Source organism: Terriglobus albidus (assembly GCF_008000815.1).
GTDB classification, from domain to species: Bacteria; Acidobacteriota; Terriglobia; order Terriglobales; family Acidobacteriaceae; genus Terriglobus; species Terriglobus albidus_A.
This window is the reverse complement of sequence record NZ_CP042806.1, coordinates 4,734,911-4,752,689: the sequence shown is the minus strand read 5'-3', so window position 1 is coordinate 4,752,689 and position 17,779 is coordinate 4,734,911. Positions and strand designations below refer to the sequence as shown.

General features: G+C 59.2%; 11 protein-coding genes and 1 tRNA gene. 6 read left to right on the top strand and 6 right to left on the bottom strand.

The genetic code is table 11. The features are described from left to right. Nucleotides 1-48: 48 nt before the first annotated feature. Nucleotides 49-789, bottom strand: a complete 741-nt coding sequence (gene kdsB / locus FTW19_RS18975) for a 3-deoxy-manno-octulosonate cytidylyltransferase (protein ID WP_147649146.1) — start codon at nucleotides 787-789, stop codon at nucleotides 49-51. Nucleotides 790-879: 90 nt separating this feature from the next. On the opposite strand from kdsB, the gene FTW19_RS18970 reads away from it, so the two are divergent. Then, nucleotides 880-956 (top strand) — tRNA-Met (locus FTW19_RS18970). Nucleotides 957-1,267: 311 nt separating this feature from the next. Here the strand turns inward: FTW19_RS18970 and FTW19_RS18965 are convergent. From FTW19_RS18965 to FTW19_RS18950, 4 genes are all read right to left on the bottom strand, one after another. Continuing rightward, entirely contained in the window at nucleotides 1,268-2,320 is a 1,053-nt protein-coding gene (locus FTW19_RS18965; protein ID WP_147649145.1) for an IS110 family transposase, read from the bottom strand. Nucleotides 2,321-2,562: 242 nt separating this feature from the next. Then, complete coding sequence (locus FTW19_RS18960; RefSeq protein ID WP_147649144.1) at nucleotides 2,563-6,156, bottom strand: TonB-dependent receptor; 3,594 nt, start codon at nucleotides 6,154-6,156, stop codon at nucleotides 2,563-2,565. Between the two features lie 892 nt (nucleotides 6,157-7,048). Further along, a complete protein-coding gene (locus FTW19_RS18955; protein ID WP_147649143.1) occupies nucleotides 7,049-8,710 on the bottom strand; it encodes an alpha-L-fucosidase in 1,662 nt (553 codons plus the stop codon). Continuing rightward, the gene (locus FTW19_RS18950) at nucleotides 8,704-9,864 is read right to left on the bottom strand and encodes a hypothetical protein (protein WP_147649142.1); all 1,161 of its coding nucleotides are present in this window, start codon (nucleotides 9,862-9,864) and stop codon (nucleotides 8,704-8,706) included. The genes FTW19_RS18955 and FTW19_RS18950 overlap by 7 nt, the downstream gene beginning before the upstream one ends. 233 nt (nucleotides 9,865-10,097) lie before the next feature. Here FTW19_RS18950 and FTW19_RS18945 point away from each other — a divergent pair, with 233 nt between their 5' ends. From FTW19_RS18945 to FTW19_RS18925, 5 genes are all read left to right on the top strand, one after another. Next, the gene (locus tag FTW19_RS18945) at nucleotides 10,098-10,799 is read left to right on the top strand and encodes an aspartate/glutamate racemase family protein (RefSeq protein WP_147649141.1); all 702 of its coding nucleotides are present in this window, start codon (nucleotides 10,098-10,100) and stop codon (nucleotides 10,797-10,799) included. Beyond that, on the top strand, nucleotides 10,796-12,067 hold the full coding sequence (locus tag FTW19_RS18940; RefSeq protein ID WP_147649140.1) for an MFS transporter: 1,272 nt from the start codon (nucleotides 10,796-10,798) through the stop codon (nucleotides 12,065-12,067). The genes FTW19_RS18945 and FTW19_RS18940 overlap by 4 nt, the downstream gene beginning before the upstream one ends. Before the next feature lie 107 nt (nucleotides 12,068-12,174). Further along, nucleotides 12,175-13,971: a beta-L-arabinofuranosidase domain-containing protein gene (locus tag FTW19_RS18935; RefSeq protein ID WP_147649139.1), complete on the top strand. Its 1,797-nt coding sequence runs from the start codon at nucleotides 12,175-12,177 to the stop codon at nucleotides 13,969-13,971. A gap of 12 nt (nucleotides 13,972-13,983) precedes the next feature. Next, nucleotides 13,984-15,255, top strand: coding sequence for a ribulose-bisphosphate carboxylase large subunit family protein (locus tag FTW19_RS18930; protein WP_147649138.1), 1,272 nt, complete (start codon nucleotides 13,984-13,986; stop codon nucleotides 15,253-15,255). Nucleotides 15,256-15,260: 5 nt separating this feature from the next. Beyond that, nucleotides 15,261-16,547, top strand: coding sequence for a four-carbon acid sugar kinase family protein (locus FTW19_RS18925; protein WP_147649137.1), 1,287 nt, complete (start codon nucleotides 15,261-15,263; stop codon nucleotides 16,545-16,547). Between the two features lie 5 nt (nucleotides 16,548-16,552). On the opposite strand, the gene FTW19_RS18920 is transcribed toward FTW19_RS18925, so the two are convergent. Further along, entirely contained in the window at nucleotides 16,553-17,773 is a 1,221-nt protein-coding gene (locus FTW19_RS18920; protein ID WP_187143058.1) for an FG-GAP repeat domain-containing protein, read from the bottom strand. Between the last annotated feature and the right edge of the window lie 6 nt (nucleotides 17,774-17,779).

Here is a 17,779-nt window from a genome sequence, read left to right as displayed (position 1 = left end):
AGAGAGCGGGGACCCATGGGGTCCCCGTTCGTATTTTGCCACTTGGATTTAACTGTGGCGCTTCAGCAGGACAGCCTCGGCGGCCTTCAGGTCGGTCTCCGTATCGACTCCGATGGTGTCGAAGTGGACCGGCTCCACGTAGAGCGCAAAGCCATTTTCGAGCAGGCGTAGCTGCTCCAGGCGTTCAGTCTGTTCCAGCGCGGAAGGGCCTAGCTCGGTAAAACGCTCCAGGGTCTGCCGCCGGTATGCATAGAGCCCGATGTGCTTCCAGTAGGGCACGTCTCCGATGCGATCGCGATGATAGGGGATGGTGGCGCGTGAGAAGTAGAGCGCGCGGCCGTCGAGAGCGGTGACCACCTTTACGGCGTTGGGGTTGTGGATATTCTCTGGCGTGCACAGCGTCTTGATCGTGGTGACATCGACGTCGGGCTTGTTGAAGGGCGCCAGGAGGGCATCGATGTGCTCAGGCTTGAGCAACGGTTCATCGCCCTGGATATTGACGTAGATATCGGCGGAGTGATGCCGGGCTACCTCGCGAACGCGGTCGGTGCCGCTGGGCAGGTCGGAGGGGGTCATGGCAACGGGCCATCCGTTCTCGCGGCAGAGGGCGGCGACCTCTTCGGCGTCGGTAGCGACGATCAGGTCGTCGAGCCCGGGGCAGGCCTTTGCGGCCTCGTATACCCAGGCCAGCATGGGCCTGCCGGCGATAGGGAGCAGAACTTTACGTGGGAGCCGTGTGGATGCAAGGCGCGCAGGAATGACGCCAAGGACGTGTGGTTTCGTGGACATCGGGATGCAGGTTTCCGTTCGCGGCGTTTTGCCGTAAAATGAAGTTTAGCTGGTTGCGCCACCTTGGTGCGTCAGTTCCTTCCAAGCGCCGGCGGTGTAGCTCAGATGGTTAGAGCGACGGACTCATAACCCGTAGGTCGACAGTTCGATTCTGTCCACCGCCACCAATCACCAAAATTTATGCGTAGGGCCAGAGGATCGGGGCGATCCACGTCAATTCGTCCCTGAACACCAGGGTGCCCCTCGATAAGGAAGAAGACTGTGTCAAGGGGTAAAAAGAGCGTACGTCATTATTCGATGCGGGAGCACCGTTTGAGAGTCCAGAGGCAAGGGGTTAGAGGACCGGTGTCTTCTGGGGTAACTCAACGCTGCATCACATCTCTGTGGGGCCTAGCCCCACCAACCATCGATTCGACCGTATACAACAGGCCATGATGCTTCTATGCGGACATCCAGCCTGTGCTGGATGCGAAAGCGCTCACTCAACGTCACGACCATGGATGGCCAGGGGCACCCCCGAGCTGCTCTCGATATGGGCGATCTCTGGATAGCGTTTGTTCAGCCTGAGCATCCAGTAGAGCCGCACTGCTAACCTCCTTGCTGCCGCCACCTTGGCCACTGCTTTCGGCTTGTGGTGGCAGCGAGCCTGATACTGCTTTCGAAATCCTTCATCCAGCCGGCAGGCCGTCTGAGCTGCTTCGACCAGCAACTGGCGCATGAACCGGTTGCCCTGCTTGCTGGTGGCTCCCAGTTTGCGCTTGCCGCCCGAGGTGTATTCGCTGGGGATCAGGCCCAGATAGCTGGCGACCTTCCCGCTGTACTCGAACCGGCTCACATCGCCGATGGTCAGTACGAAGGCCATCGCCGTGATCGGACCGACTCCCGGCTGGCTCATCAACAGCTCCGCCTTCGCATCCTCCCTGGCCGCCTGCACGACTGCCTCATCCAGCTCCTTGATCTGCCGGTCCAGACCCTTCATCAGCTCCAGCAGATCTTCCCGTCGCCGGGCACTCCAGCCCTCCAGAGGAAGCTTTTCCAACTCAGCCCTCCCCCGAACGCTCCACAACCGCGACTGCTTCTGTACGCCACGGTTCATCGCCAGGTGCTGCAGCCCGTTCTTCACTCGGGTCCGGATCTCTACCAGCTTGTGACGGTGGATCAGCAGCTGACGAAGATCCCGCTGCTCGGCCGAGGGCGTCCACAACCGTGGAAACCGGTCCTCCACCAGAAGCTTCAGGATATGGTCCGCATCCCGGCGGTCCGTCTTCTGCTTCCGTACATAGCTGGCTCGGATCTTCGCCGCATCTCCGACCCACACCGTGTGACCCAGACTGCTCAGCAGATCAATAAACCACTGCGCGTTGCCGCACGACTCGATCCCTACAAGCGCTCCTGGAGACAACGACCGGTAGAACCGCTCCGCCTCGCCGTCTCCGTTGACCAGCTTCGCTTCCCGGTACTCGCCAGTCTCCTGATCTAAAAATGAAACCTGCTGCCACCGCGGATGGAAATCACAACCTACAATCTGCATAAGAAGGCTTCTCCTGATCTTCCCGATAGGTCAGTCCTCTAACCCTTACCTATCTCGATCTTCGCTGAAGCCTTCTTCCTTATCCCATCAATATCTCGGCTACGCCGAGATGTGGGTTTGCAGCGATGAAGCCGCCAGATATGGGGCACCCGTCCATACACGATCAGGAGCTTATTCCATGGCAAAAAAGAACCTCTTCGCGACTCGGCGCGAAGAGGGTGGAGTAAGTGACGTGCAACTTGTTAGAAGTGGACCTCGGCCGCGAACTGCAGAATGCGTGCCTGGTTAGCCGGGCCGGTGATCTTGCCGAAGGCCGTGCTCGACGGATCGGTGGTTGGATTGGTGAAGACCTGATGGTTCAGCGCATTCACGGCTTCCGCCCGCAGGTTCACCTGGACGCGTTCTTTGTAGACGAAGAACTTCTTGCTGGCACCGACGTTCAGGATGTTCTGGTAGTCCTGGCGGACGTTGTTGAACCGGAACGGAAAGACCCGAAGGTTGGAGACAAGAGCGTACTGATTGGCGTAAGTGGAGCTTCCGTTGCTCTCCGGCAGCGTGGGATCGGACTTCGGATCGCGCGCATTGCGGATGGCGTTGCTGTTGAACCACTGTACGGCGTTGTGGCGCGATGACCCGCCGATGTCGGCATAAGTGAATCCCGGAGTCAGGGTGGTGCCGGAGCCGTTGAAGCTGAGCGGCTGGCCGCTGGTGATGCGGTAGGTTCCCTGGATCTGGAAGCCGCTGACAATCTGATGCATCCATCCCGGTGCGGTGCCGAGGAAGGCCTTTCCATGTCCGAAGGGAAGTTCGTAGATCGCCGCGGTTGTCAGTACGTGTGGGTAGTCGGTATTGGAGACGCCGTACCAGGGTGCGGCGTCGCCGGCGTTGAGGAAGTTCACCGCATCCAACAGACGCGAGAAGGTGTACGAGACGCTCATGTTGTAGCCGTGCGAGAAACGCTTCTGCAGCGAGACCTGCGCGGCGTTGTAGTTGCTCATGCCTGAGGTGTCTTTGTTGTTGGTAAGCCCGGTGAACTGCGGGTACGGCTTCACCAGCTGTGAACCAGAGATCGTCGACTGCGCGCAGAGAGCGCAGCCTGGAACCGTCAGGCCGGAAAAGGGATTGGGATAGTTGCCGGTCAGCAGGGTGTTGTTGTCGTTCATCGCCTGCGTGCGGACTGTTCCGGGAACGAGCCAGCTATTGGGAACTCCGTTGTAGTCGCGGGTGATCATCAGATGACGGCCGACGCTGCCAACATAGTCCGCCTCGAGGATGATCTCGCCGGGAAGCTGGTACTGGATACCGAGGGAATAGCGCTCGCTATAGGGCGTCTTCGCGTTGCGTGGGAAGAAGGTGCTGATCGTCTGTCCAACGTTCTGCAGCAGGCCAAGAGAACTGCCCGACGGTGCAACCACTCCCGACGGGAAGGGGTTCTGCAGCGTGCCGGTGTAGGTAATGCCGTTGTCGGGCGATGCAACGGTGCTGGTGCTCTGCGTAAAGCCGAGCGGGTTGCTGTACTGCACCAGTTGTCCATAGTGCTGGTAGAAGATGCCGAATCCGCCGCGCACCACCAGCTTCTGGATGGGATTCCACGCAAAGCCGATGCGAGGAGAGAAGTTCATGGTCTGAGAGTTCCAGTCGTCCTGGCCCGGTTGAGCGAAGCGCACGCCTCCGTTGGCCGCGAAGCTGTTCGGAGCAACCAGGCGCTGCTCGGTCGGTGTGGAGGTTGCGATGTACTTTGCCTGTGCGGCTCCGTTGATGGGACTGGCAACGCTGTTATCGAAGTACGTAATGCTCTTGCCGTTCCGTTCCCGGATGGGGCTGCCGTACTCATAGCGAAGACCTATGTTCACGGTCAGCGACGGCATCGCCTTCCAGTCATCCTGGAAGTAGCCGGACCAGTAGGTCGTTGTGTTTGCGGTCGCGGCATTCACGCGGACGTTGGTGGTTTCGGCGATGCCGAACTGCATGGATGCCAGGCTCTGCCCCATCGGGATTGCGGTGAGGGCGCTGGATGGTCCGCGGGTGTACAAGCCGCTCGATGAGATGAACAGCTTCTCCGAGGTCAGGTCGGCCTGGTTGGTCTGGTAGAGTCTCCACTCCGCACCGAACCGGACGTTGTGCCGGCTGAGGGTTTTGGTGAGGTTTACCTGGCCATCGTGGATGGTGTCGTACTCGAAGCTGGGATCGGCGTTGCCCAGCGTGGCAAAACCGCTCGGTGCGACATAGGGGAAGCCAAGGCCTCGGGGATTTGCGAGCGCTAAGGCGTTGGCGTTTACGCCGAGATCGGTCGCCGTGGTTCTGGCATCGATGCTGCTTGTTGCGACATTGCGTGTGAGCGAATAGCGCAGGTTGATCAGGAAGGTCGGCGTCAGCATGTTGACGTAATCCAGAACGGCGGCCTTGTTGCGGATGATGTTCGTCTTTCCGCTGGCTCCGGGGAAGAAGAGGTTCTTGCCGGGCTGGTTGCGGTTGCTGATGATGTAGTGCCCGAAGAGCTTCTGCTTCTCTGAGAGTGTGTAGTCGATACGGGTGGCCGCGCTCCAGTAGTAGTCAACGTTTGCCGCAACCGACGTGAAGTTGTTCTGTCCGACGTTGTTGCCGAGACCCGGCGTCGGGTCGGGGTAGTACTTCAGAATGCGCTGCGCCACAGGGTCAAGGCTGCGCGAGTTGGTGATGATGTTGCCCGGTACGGGATCCCGCAGCGTCAGCGCGGGGCATGCCGGATCGACGCGCGTGGAGTACGGATTGAAGATCTGGAAGGTGTTGTACGGCTTGGTTGTTAGCTTTGCGCCGTTGGTGGGGCAGGTATACTGCGTCGTCGTCGTGGTGCCGGCGGCCAGCAGTGCAGAGTAGTCGCCGAGATCGCGCTCGGCGACGGTGGGAACGGTTTGCAGCGTGGTGCTGGCTGCCTGCTTGTTGTACTGCTTCTCATATCCCGCAAAGAAGAAGAGCTTGCGCGGAATGATGGGGCCGTCAACTTCCACGCTCTCGCGATTGAACTTCGCGGCGGGAGCGACGCTAGGCCCCTGCGAGAACTGGGGCGCGTTCACATTGGGGAACTGCTCGAAGAGCTGGGCTCCGCCGTGGAACTGGCGGCCACCGGACTTCAGGCTGGCGTCGATGGAGCCGCCCGCCGTGTGCGAGAGCGTCGCGTCATAGGGAGAAGTGATCAGGCGGAACTCACCGACGAAGTCGCGCGATGGCGTATAGGCTGAAGTCTCCGGACCGGCGTTGCGGGTATTGGGAGCTCCATCGAGCGTGAACTCAGTGCGTCCGGTCTGGGCGCCATTGACCGAAGCGCTCTCCGTGCCGCCTTCATAGGTATGGCTAATGTTGAGAGTTGTGCTGGAGACACCCGGCGCGAGAAGCTGCAGATCGAACGGATTGCTGTAGAGGATGGGCAGATCCATCATGGACCGCGCTTCGACGGTGTAGCCGAGTGTGGCGTCTTCGGTCTTCAGGCGCGCCCCACCTGATTCCTGCACGGTGACGGTGTCAGTGCTTGCACCGATCTCGAGGGTTGCGTTTACGCCCACACGATCGGCGACTTCCACGCGGACATGCTGCGCTTCGAAGCTCTTGAAGCCGGGCGCCGAGACCTGCACGGTGTAGAGACCGGGAACCAGCAGGTCGAAGAGATAGGCTCCAGAGGAGTCGCTGGTCTTGGTTTGGACAACGCCGGTAGCCTCGCTGTGGAGGGTAACGGCCGCATTGGGGATAACTGCTCCTGAAGGATCGATGACCAGACCGCTGATGCGTCCGCGGTCTTCTTGCGCACTGGCGATGCCTGCGGTAATGACGAGCAGGAAGAAAACGATTACTTTCCTGAACATGATGATGCTCTCCGGTTCGCTGAAAACATGGTCTTGTATGCGAATGGGCGATACGCTAGCGACCGGCTTTTGCGGATGTCAACGTCGTCGAGAGTTGTAGATGGACTCCTGGGCGCTTCACGCGTAAAGAATGATTGCGAGAATAAAGCTCTTTCAGCGGCGCAAGCAGTCCAGGGGCAGAGAGCTTGTTCGTGTAGTCGCGCGCGATTCAATGTTTGAGTCCGCTAAGCGGAACGATGAAATCAGATGTTGCTATTGGATTCCCGAAAGGATTTTGCAGAGATGATTAGTATGTAGGCCGCATTGCGGAACTGGAAGTTGGTGCGAACTCCCCGCATTCCTCAACAAACATTGCGCAAGCGCAACCGTTTCGCACCGTAGGTGCGAATGTCTTGTTAAGGGGACGGCTCCAGCCGTCCCGTAAATTGAGCGAAAAGGCGGTTTTAACCGCTGAGGGCAAAGCGTCCACTGCCCTACGCAACATCTTGTCCGCATCTTTTGTTTCGTCATTTCGTAGTGTGTCGGGATGAAGCTGAGCGGAGAATCCCTCTTCTCCACTACATTGCCCTCAGCGGCTAAAGCCGCTTCCATTTGCGGCTGGTTATCGCACGGCTGAAGCTGTTCAGTTCCATGACATCCTTTACACTTTTGTGCCGGAAGTCCTGTGAGGTCAACAGAGGCCAGGAAAAGGCGGTTGCTGCGCAACCTTGGAAAAAGAAAGGCCTTTTCCCACTTTCCCTAGCCACTACGACCGCTCTTTATAGGGAATTGCGAGCAAATCGACTGTAAAGGATGTCTGGAGACTTAACAGCTGAAGCCGTGCGCTTAAGCAAGGCATTCGCACCTGCGGTGCGAACAGATGCGCCGAGGAAGAAACTTTGGGATTAGCTTCCTACTTGCAGTGTGTGTGAATACGCAACACGTAGGCGATATCGCCGAGGCCCTCAGGGGAGGACGGCATGGTCACATGCATTCCATCTGGCCGCTGTTGAAAGGACAGGTTCGATTTGCCTCCGACCAGATCGACAGCGCACACTGCACCAGGAAGGTATGGATTTCCGGCGAAGAGCGTGTGGATAACCGTTTCAGATTGCGAGGGCCATCCCAGAAGAGTCGCGTAGAGCAGCGGTTCTTTTGTTCCGTGCGAGACCGTGAAGCGGATGTCCTGAGCCGTGTAGTTCTGGATGTCGCTGTTCTTCTCGGTTGCGTTCTTTGGTGCTTTGGTGGGGCCTTCCCCAAAGACGGTGAAGGGGCGGGTGCCGTAGATACTCTCGCCGTTCACTCTTAGCCAGTCACCGATCTGCAGCAGAGCGGTTCTGGCTTCTTCGGGAATGGCGCCATCCGCCTTCGGTCCTACGTTCAGCAATAGGTTGCCGTTCTTGGAGACGGTGTCGACCAGTTGATGCACGAGCGATCTCGCCGTGCGGTACTCATCGTGCTCAGCGTATCCCCAGGAGTGGATGGAAACCGATGTATCTGTCTGCCAGGGCAGCAAGCGGAGCGTATCGAGCTTGCCGCGTTCGATGTCCAGGGTGGCGGCGTTGGCGGGCATGGACTCCTGCTTGTAGGTGAGCACCGGTTGCTCGTGCTGCTCGGCGCCGCGGTCGTAGTAGTAAGCAGCGAACTGCTGCAGTGCGGGCTTGAACGCGGGCTGACCGATCCACCAGTCGAAGTACATGAAGTCTGGGTGGTACTTATCGACGACTTCGGTTGATTTTGCCAACCACTCGTTCAGGAAGTTCTGGCTGGGAGGCACCCAACGTTCCAGGTGATCGGGATTTGGCTCTTTGTGATCGTCCACTATGCCATCTGCCGCAGGCAGATTCCGCGGTGATGCCGGACCGTACAGCAGGGAGGTTGGTGGGAGTTCGTTCGTCGCAGTGGAACTCATGGCACGCACGTCGGAATCGAAGGTGCGGCCAAGGACGTACCACCACCAGTGCTCAGCTGTGTGCGAGGAGACACCGAAGCGCAGGCCATGTGCCCGTGTCGCGGTCGCGAGTTCGCCGACGATGTCGCGATGCGGTCCCATCGCTTTGGCATTCCACGGCGTTACATCGGAGGCATACATGGCGAAGCCATCGCAGTGTTCGCCTACGGGAACAACATAACGTGCTCCAGCTTTCTGGAAGAGGTCAACCCAGGCGCTGGCATCGAAGTGCTCCGCACGAAACATCGGGATGAAGTCTTTGTAGCCGAACTTGCTTTGCGGTCCGTAGGTCGCGATGTGATGTTCGTACGCTTTATTGCCCGGGACGTACATGTTCCGCGAATACCATTCGTTGGCAAACGCAGGAACGGAGTACACGCCCCAGTGAATGAAGATGCCGAACTTCGCATCCTGAAACCATGCAGGCGTGTGATAAGCCGCAAGCGAGTCCCAGTTCGCAGCGAATGGCCTTGCCGCTGTTGTGTATTGCTGCACTCGGCTGACCTGTGCTGTAACTGCTTTGTCGTGTGCCGCCTGTGTCTGAGCAGCGACTGAGAGGGCGATGAATGGCCAGGCTGCTAAACCAGCAATGGCCGTGTTCTTTAAACGCGGGAATCTCACCATGGCTTGGACCGTGCGACGGCGACGCCGCGAATCTCATTAGGATATTTGCCCGAGACGGCGCAGTAGAAGTGATAAAGCGCATCATCGTGATAGATCAGCGATGGTTTGTGAGCGAAGGTCTCGTCGATGGAGCCAGGCGCGCCGGTATCTATCAGGACTTCCGGCACCTTCTGAAAGTGAAACGGATCGCGGCCTAGAGCAAGCAGCTCACGGGCGCGGCCCGGGCGTTCGTAGTTGAAGCCGAAGTAGTACATCGCATAGCTCGAATGCCACTTCATGACGTAGGGGTTTGAGGCAAAGCGGCTATCACGCGTGTCGGCAGAGGGAGCGTTTGCAGCGAGGGGACTCTCCGCGGGATAGGTCGCGGCGCCTCTTGGGCCATTTTCCAAAAGAGGGTTGAGTGGCGATCGCGTCCAGTGCACCAGGTCTGTGCTGATGGCGACGCCGCTTCGCTCCTGCCAACCTCCTCCCTCATCCTTCGGCAGGGTCTCTGTCTTCGCGTTGTAGTAGAGAAAATAGGTCCGCTTACCCTGATACTTTTCGACGAAGAGGTCCGGACGGTACAGGCCGCCACGTTCCCACGCCTCTCCTTCTTCAGGACGGAGGATCGGTTCCGTAAGTGTCCAGTGTCGAAGGTCGCGAGAGCGCGCCAGGCCGATGACAGCCGGACCGGACTCATATCCGGCTGCGGGATAGGCATGCCAGGCGGCGAGATACTGGCCATCGACCTTGATAGCGTCGCCGCGTCCGTGAAGGTTCTTGTCGCGCAGGATGGTACTGACCGCGAGATTGAACCGTGTGTACTTCGAGTTTGGGTCGCGCGGTCCGACGTTTCCTTCGCGCTTCCAGGTCACCAGATCGTGGCTGCTGGCGAGGCCGGTCTGGTATCCGATTCCGTCGAAGCCGATGTACAGCATGTAGAAGATACCGTCGGCACGAAAGACGATCGGGTCATCGACTCCGCGCGAGTCGAAGACCTCACTACCGGCGGGAGCATTACTTGGAATGGACGAATTGGCCGGAGCGAGGACAAGCTTTGGATATTTGTATGGTGTCCGAAACGGGGCGACCGGATCATCCTGTGCCATTGCCGCCGGGGCAAGTGCGGCAGCGGTTGCCATGGCGAGAAACTCGCGGCGGTTGGTGCGAATCATTGCGTCTCCACAGTTGACAGTAGAAGTACACGTGGGGTGCTCCGAGTGGCAAGTGTGACGATGATCTCCCTCAAAGCGGTAGAGCTTTTGCCTGTCCCTGGGCAGCGCGGTTCCGCGAAATGGAATTCCGGAGTGAATCATAGCGGAACGATTGCGGGATTTCTGCAGTGCACGCTTTACATCGGAGGAAGGGCAATATAGAACCAGACCTACCTTCTGCAAGGAGTCTTCCTGTGTCACAGACGCTCGCTCTGATTCATACCAGCCCTACGCTTACGCCCATCTTCGGCGCGCTGTGTTCCCAGCATCTGAGCGGGGTGAACGTCTTTCATATGGTGGACGAGAGTCTGATCAAAGACACCATCCGTCACGGTGCTCTGCGGCGGGTGACGATCCGGCGGCTATTGGCGATGTTGCAGTCCGCACAGGACGCCGGCGCGGATGCTGTGATGGTGACCTGCTCTTCCATTGGAGCTGGTGTTCGCATTGGGCAGCAGGTGATGGATATTCCGGTGATCCGCGTAGACGATGCCATGGCCGAAGAGGCCGTGCAGCGGGGGAGCCGTATCGGCGTGATGGCGACGCTGCGTACCACGTTGGAACCGACCCTGGCGCTGCTGCGCGATAAGGCGGATGCAGCAGGGAAGAGCGTGGAGTTGGTGTCGTCGCTCTGTGATGGAGCCTTCGAAGCAATGCTCGCCGGCGATACCGCGACCCATGATCGTATTCTGTCGAAGGCGTTGCTGGAGGAGATGAAGGACGTGGATGTTGTGGTACTGGCGCAAGCCAGCATGGCGCGGGTGGTGCAGGCCATGGGACAGGATGCTTTGCCCATGCCTGTACTGAGCTCGCCTGAGCTTGCCGTGTTGCGTGCTCGCGATGTGCTGCACGCTTGCGACGTGTTGCTGGGCAAGCCGGTGGAGGCTGCTGTTTGAAGAAGCGCCACACGGTGCTGATGCTGTTGTGCGCCCTCAGCATCATTACGTTTCTGGACCGGCTGGCTCTGCCGGTTGCCGAGAGCGGCATCCGCAGCGATCTTCATCTCTCGGAAGAGCAGTGGGGATGGGTGCTCGGAGCCTACATCCTCGCAAATGCCATCTTTGAGATTCCTTCGGGAGCCCTCGGGGACCGGCACGGACGGCGCAAAGAGCTCGCACGCATCGTCACCTGGTGGAGCTTCTTTACAGCAATGACAGGATGGTGCCGCAGCTTTCTGCAGATTGCGGCATCACGCTTCCTCTTCGGCATGGGAGCCGCCGGAGCGTATCCGAATGCCGCCGGTGTGATCAGCCGCTGGTTCCCTAAAAAAGAACATGCGCGCGCGCAGGGTTTCGTGTGGGGCGCCAGCAGGCTTGGTGGATCGTTGGCCCCGTTGCTGCTTGTGCCATTAGCCCGATCGGTGGGCTGGCGTGGAATCTTCTGGTGCATGGGCGCTATCGGATTCGTTTGGGTTGCTCTATGGCTGCTTCTGTTTCGAGAAAGCCCGGAGGCTACGCCCGACATCGACATTGAGGAGTTGATTGAGATCGGTTCCCCAACGGTCACCTCATCGGGCTACCAGGCATCAGAGCTGCAAGAGAGGGTTCCGTGGTCGCGGCTCTTCCGGCTGCCGGATCTATGGCTGCTGTCATTGGCTTACTTCTGCTATGCGTGGGGGAGTTGGTTCTTCTTCGGATGGTTCACCACCTGGCTGGTGCGCAGCGCCCACTTCACCGTTGCGGAGATGGGTATCTGGGCGTCGCTGCCTTTCCTGATGGGACTGGCCGGTAACCTCGCAGGTGGAGTGCTGTCGGAGTGGCTGGTCATACGCTTTGGCCGTCGAAGAGCTTACCGCTGGGTTACGGCAATCTGCCTTAGCGTTGCGGCATGCTTGTTGTATGGCATGACCGCGGTCCAGACGCACACGGGCATTATCGTCCTGGCGACAGCGGGTTTTGGTGTGATGGACCTGATGTTGCCCTCGGCGTGGGCCATGGCAATGGGGCTTGGCGGCAACTTCGGCGGCACAGCGTCCGGCGTAATGAATACTGCCGGAAACCTCGGTGGCTGGGTGTGCACCATCGTCTTCGGTTACGTCGTAAAGTTTGCCGGGAACTACGATCTTCCGGTGCGGATGATTGCGGTGATGATCCTGCTGGCTGCAGTGATCTTTGCCCGTGTGGATTGCACACGCGGTCTGGAAACGGCTGAAGATCTGGGATAAAACCAACGTTCCGCATTCCGGAATCCTGTTCTGAATGCCGGCACGCGCGGCAAATCATCTTCAGCGTGTTTTATCCTTCCGTTGCACCGCAGGAAACGAGAGAGACCGTGAGCTTTACCCGTCGAGAATTTCTGAAGACCTCCGCGATGACCGTCGTTGCAACAGCGATGGGCGCTGAAGATGCGGTGGGTCAGAGTGCTGATCGTGCTCCGCTGCGCCAGTTGCAGTACAGCGAAGTGCAATTGACGGGCGGTCCTTTTGCCGAGCAGTACTTCGCTCTCAAGGCACACTACCTCTCCCTCTCGAACGATCGCTTGGTGAAGGTCTATCGGCAGCGCGCCGGTCTGCCTGCTCCCGGTGACGATATGGGCGGATGGTATGACCGCGATGGCTTCGTTCCGGGACACGGGCTTGGGCAGTACATCTCCGGTATGGCCCGCATGGGAGCGACCACGGGAGACGATGCCTGCCATATTAAAGCCCATGATCTGGTCGAGGGGTTTGCGGCGACGCTTGGAGCGCAGAACGTCAGTATCCTTCGGCCGGAGACGAATCTCTGGACCTGTTACACCGTCGATAAGCACCTGGTGGGTTTGCTGGATGCGGGAACTCTGTCCAAGGTCCCAGGCACGACGGACCTCTTAAACCGTGTCTTCGAAGGGGCGAAGTCTCTACTGCCTGCACAGGGACGCGATCGCATCGGCAAGAAGGATCCGCCATACGACGAGACATACATCATGCCGGAGAACCTGTTCGCTGCATCGGAAGCTACGGGGAATCCCGCGTTCCGCGAGTACGCCGTGCGGTATCTGCTGGACCGCGAGTTCTTTGACCGGCTCGCCCGCAAGGAAGATCCATTCCCCGGCCAGCATGCGTACTCGCACGCAATTGCCCTCTCGTCCGGAGGTAAGGCGTATCTCTCGCTCGGAGATGTTAAGTATCGCGATGCCATGCGCCATGCTTTTCGGCTGTTGACGATGACGCAGCAGTTCTCCAGCGGCGGCTGGGGACCAAACGAGACCTTCATCACGCCCCATCGTGGTGAGTTGTATGCATCACTCAGCACTACGGTCGATCACTTTGAGACTCCCTGTGGCGCTTATGCCGCAACCAAGCTGGCGCGATATCTGCTGCGGACCGGAGTTCCGCAAGACACGGCGTATGCTGACAACCTGGAGCGTGTTCTCTTCAATACCATCCTTGGTGTGAAGCGGCCGGACTCAGAGGGCCGCTATCCGTATTACTCCACCTACTCGCCCTACACGGACAAGGTCTACTACAAGCAGAAGTGGCCCTGCTGCTCCGGCACGCTGGTGCAGACCGTGGCGGACTATCCGCTCAACATCTACTTCGGTGCCGACGACGGCTTATATGTCACGTTGTATACGCCGTCGCGCGTACAGACTCAGATAAAGGATGTTGCTGTTGTTTTGACCCAGGAGACGCAGTATCCGGTTGACGATCACGTGATGCTCATCGTGAATCCTTCCCGGGAGGCGACCTTTGCATTACACCTTCGCATTCCCGGCTGGTTGCAGCGTCCCGCAACCATCCGCGTGAACGGAAAGGTGGAGACGGCCAATGCTTCCGCCGGAACGTTCTATGCGCTGCGTCGCCGGTGGAAAGCAGGGGATCGCGTGGAGCTGATGCTTCCGCAGGAGTTCCGCACCGAAAGCATCGATGACCGGAACCCGGATGTGGTCGCTTTGATGCGCGGACCGGTGCAGTATGTTGCGCTGAATATTCCCGCAGTCGAGGCACACGCAAAGCTGCCGCTGCCATCCAATCTGAAGGCGGCGGGTCCGCAGGCCTATACCGAACGGTACGCGGGCCGGGATGCGGTCTTTGTACCGCTTTACCGTATCGACAATGAACGCTATACGAGCTATTTTTATCGCGGTTGAGGAGACGTCGGAGTGAGCACTCATCCGCGCATCTGTGCGCGTTACTTCATCGAAACAGCCTTTCCGCCGGAGCAGGCAGCGGAGACCATGGCCGGTGAGCAGTCCACGGGAACGTTTCTTCGTGTTCCTGGAGAGACGCAGGCATTGCGCGAGCGCTTCGCCGCACAGGTCGAACTCATCGCTGAGGGAGAACCGGTTGCTGCTCCGTCGCTGCCAGGCGCCGGAACACCAAAGAACTGGGATGGGGTTCGACGCACGGCCGAGGTCACGCTCTCATGGCCGCTTGAGAATATTGGCCCCTCACTGCCCAATCTTCTATCTACTGTTGCCGGCAATCTTTCGGAGTTGAAGGCGTTCTCCGGGTTGAAGCTTCTGGATCTGGAACTGCCGGCTGAATTTCTTTCGCGGTATCGGGGGCCGCAGTTTGGTGTCAGCGGTACGCGGGCTCTGTCAGGCGTGTATGAGCGGCCGCTGATCGGCACCATCATTAAACCCAGCATCGGCATGGATCCGCAGGCCACGGCGGCGCAGGTACGTGTGCTGGCGGAAGCAGGCATCGATTTCATCAAGGATGATGAACTGCAGACTGATGGTGCACACTGTTCGTTTATGGCTCGCGTCTCGGCGGTGATGCACGTCTTGCGGGAGTTCGCGGAGCGGACAGGGAAGAACGTGATGTACGCGCCGAATCTGACCGGTGAGATCGACGAGATGCTGCGGCGTCACGACCACGTCGTCGCTGAAGGCGGACTATGTGTCATGGTGAGCATGAACTCTATCGGCCTGCCGGCGATGAAGGTTCTGCGTGCGCACTCACAGGTGCCGATCCACGGTCATCGCAATGGCTGGGGGATGCTCGGCCGGTCGCCTGCCCTGGGGATGAGCTTCGTCGCTTTCAGCAAGCTGTGGCGGCTTGCCGGCATCGATCACACGCATGTGAATGGGCTTCGCAATAAATTCTGCGAGAGCGACGAGTCGGTGATTGCATCTGCTCGCTCATGCCTTACGCCGATGTTTCCGGAGCCTTTGTCCGGCTGCGAGGTTATGCCCGTCTTCTCGTCGGGACAGAGCGCGCGCCAGGCGCCCGATACCTACAAAGCGCTTGGATGCACTGATCTGATCTATGCCTGCGGCGGAGGCATCATGGGGCATCCCGGAGGTCCGGCTGCGGGTGTGTGCAGTCTGCAACAGGCCTGGCAGGCTGCTGTTAAAGGTATCCCTCTGGCCGAATTCGCGAGCCGCCATCAGGAGTTGGCACAGGCGCTTGAGCTCTTCGGAGCCTGAGCTGAATGCGCGACCCGCTGCTCTATACCTATTACGGCGACGACTTCACCGGCTCAACCGATGTGCTGGAGCAGCTTGCTCGCGGCGGCATTCCCTCTGCGTTGTTTTTGGCTCCGCCGACGGTCGAGGATCTGGCATTGGTGCCGGGGCTCCGCGCTTATGGAATCGCCGGAGAGAGCCGTTCTCAATCACCGGAGTGGATGAAGCAAAACCTTCCCACGGTCTTCCGTTCGTTGCAGGCGGCGGGCGCTCCCATCACGCACTATAAGGTTTGCTCCACCTTCGATTCGTCACCGCAGATCGGGAGTATCGGTTGTGCGATGGAGATCGGTCGAGAGATCTTTCAAGGACACATGGTCCCCATCGTTGTGGGTGCTCCTCATCTTCGCCGTTATGTGTGGCGAAGGCGCTTGTATGCTGCCGGACCCGACGGCAGGGTCTTGCGCATCGATCGGCACCCAATGAGCCGGCACCCTGTGACTCCAATGTGTGAAGCGGACTTGCGGAGACATCTCTGTGCACAGACGACGCTGCGGATAGACCATGTGGACTACCGAAACATTCGCAGAGGAGATGACTTCACCGCCTTTGCGAAAGCTGAAGCTGCAGGTGCGGATGCCGTTCTCTTTGATACGGTGCGCTCACCCGAGTTGAGTGCGATAGGCAGGCTTCTCTGGCAAGTCGCGAGGCAACGGCAGAGGTTTGCCGTTGGAAGCTCGGGTCTGACTGCTGCGTTGGTCGAGGCGTGGCGCGATATGGGGCTGGATTCCGCTCTTAGATCAGACACACTTTTACCACCGAAAACGCGGAGACCTCTCCTGGTTTTGAGCGGCTCCTGCTCTGTCGCTACAGAACGGCAACTGCGATGGGCACTCGCACATGACTTCGTCGGCATTGCACTCCATCCAGAGGAGCTTCTAGAAGATACAAATCGTCAGCACGTCATCGTTGCCCAGGCCATTCAATCCATACGACAAGGCAGGGACACGGTGCTCTATAGCGCGATGGGGGCGGTCAGTGGGCCGGCATCGGGCTCAAGCCTCGGCGAGCTCCTCGGCATCATGATGCGCCAGATTGCGCAGGCCACTAACATCTCACGCGTTCTCCTCTGCGGTGGCGATACCAGCTCGCACGCGGTTCGGCAGCTTGGACTCAGGGCGCTTACCTGGCAGGCGAATCTTCATATCGGCGTTCCTCTTTGCCGCACGCATGGCGCACTCGACATTGAACTTGCGCTCAAGGGCGGACAGATGGGTGATGACGATTTCTTCCAGGTCGTGCGTGACGCATAAGCGCGTCAACGCCCACCAATCGGCTTCGTGTTGAACCAGATGCCATTGGGAGCATCGGAACGCGCCGCCACGATCTCGGGCCAGCCGTCTCCATCAAAGTCGGCGAAGGCCAGGCCATACACGGTGCCTTTGCCGTCGTTCCAGGGAACCTCGTGGAAGGTGCGGCCCTTTCCGGTGTTGAAGAATACTGATCCGGGAAGCTCCACGTAGCCGACGATGATGTCCGGTCGTTTGTCGCGATTCAGGTCGGCGATTGCCAGGCAGTACGGCGGCCGATCGGGGCCGGGAAGCCTGACAGGTTCTCCGAACTGGCGTTTGCCGCGATTGAAAAGAATGAAGGAAGCCTTCAGGTGTTCATCGATGATCGCCAGATCCAACCGCCCATCGCCGTTGAGATCGCCGGCTGCGCCCATGCGAATCCAGGCGTTAGTGGCGCCGACTTTGCTCGAGACCGGGAAGTGTCCCTTGCCGTCGTTCCAAAGTACGATGCTTTGGCCGCCGTCACGATGAGGTACGAAGAGATCGATTGCTCCATCGCCGTCAAGATCCGCCGCAACGATGGATGTTGCCGATTCTGTCGGAAGCGCTTCGCATGCGGGAAAATGGCCTTTGCCGTCGTTGAGGCAGACGTAACTCGGAGTGGGATTCTGTGGGCCTTTTCCGGGTTTCCCGTCCACCAGGTCCGGATAGTCGCCGCGGTTGGCGGCCACGATGTCCGGGTAGCCGTCGCCGTTCAGGTCGGCCAGGGTCACGTAACGCGTCGCCCAGTTGGGGCTGCCAAATGTACCGGCCTCGGTGAAGTCTCCTTTGCCGTCATTCAGGTAGACAAGTTTGCGATCGGGTGCGTCGTTGCTGACTATGATGTCCAGGTGGCCGTCGCCATCGACATCGGCCAGCGCCGCGGAATAGGTGCGGTCGGGCGCAGTTCCCAGGTTATTGGCGATAAAGCCGCTATGGCCATCGTTCAATAGGACCCGATTGAAGAGTGGCCAATGCCGCCCTTTGCCAAGAACGATATCCGGTAGGCCGTCTCCGTTGAGGTCGCCCACACTGACGCCGGCGGAGGTTTCGCCCTTCTCTTCAAGCAGTAGAACGCGATCGAAAGAACGCAGGACCGGGCGTGCCGCCGGTTGCGTTTGGGCCAACAGAACCGCTGCGAACATCACCCAACCTGGCGAGCCTACCTTCATAACGTTGAAGTATCGGCGAAGAACAGGCTTAGTCATGTCGCC

What these genes read in the sequence shown, in the direction of transcription:
- kdsB (WP_147649146.1), bottom strand. Translation starts at nt 789, where the DNA reads ATGTCCACGAAACCACACGTCCTTGGCGTCATTCCTGCGCGCCTTGCA.
- FTW19_RS18965 (WP_147649145.1), bottom strand. Translation starts at nt 2,320, where the DNA reads ATGCAGATTGTAGGTTGTGATTTCCATCCGCGGTGGCAGCAGGTTTCA.
- FTW19_RS18960 (WP_147649144.1), bottom strand. Translation starts at nt 6,156, where the DNA reads ATGTTCAGGAAAGTAATCGTTTTCTTCCTGCTCGTCATTACCGCAGGC.
- FTW19_RS18955 (WP_147649143.1), bottom strand. Translation starts at nt 8,710, where the DNA reads ATGGTGAGATTCCCGCGTTTAAAGAACACGGCCATTGCTGGTTTAGCA.
- FTW19_RS18950 (WP_147649142.1), bottom strand. Translation starts at nt 9,864, where the DNA reads ATGATTCGCACCAACCGCCGCGAGTTTCTCGCCATGGCAACCGCTGCC.
- FTW19_RS18925 (WP_147649137.1), top strand. Translation starts at nt 15,261, where the DNA reads ATGCGCGACCCGCTGCTCTATACCTATTACGGCGACGACTTCACCGGC.
- FTW19_RS18920 (WP_187143058.1), bottom strand. Translation starts at nt 17,773, where the DNA reads ATGACTAAGCCTGTTCTTCGCCGATACTTCAACGTTATGAAGGTAGGC.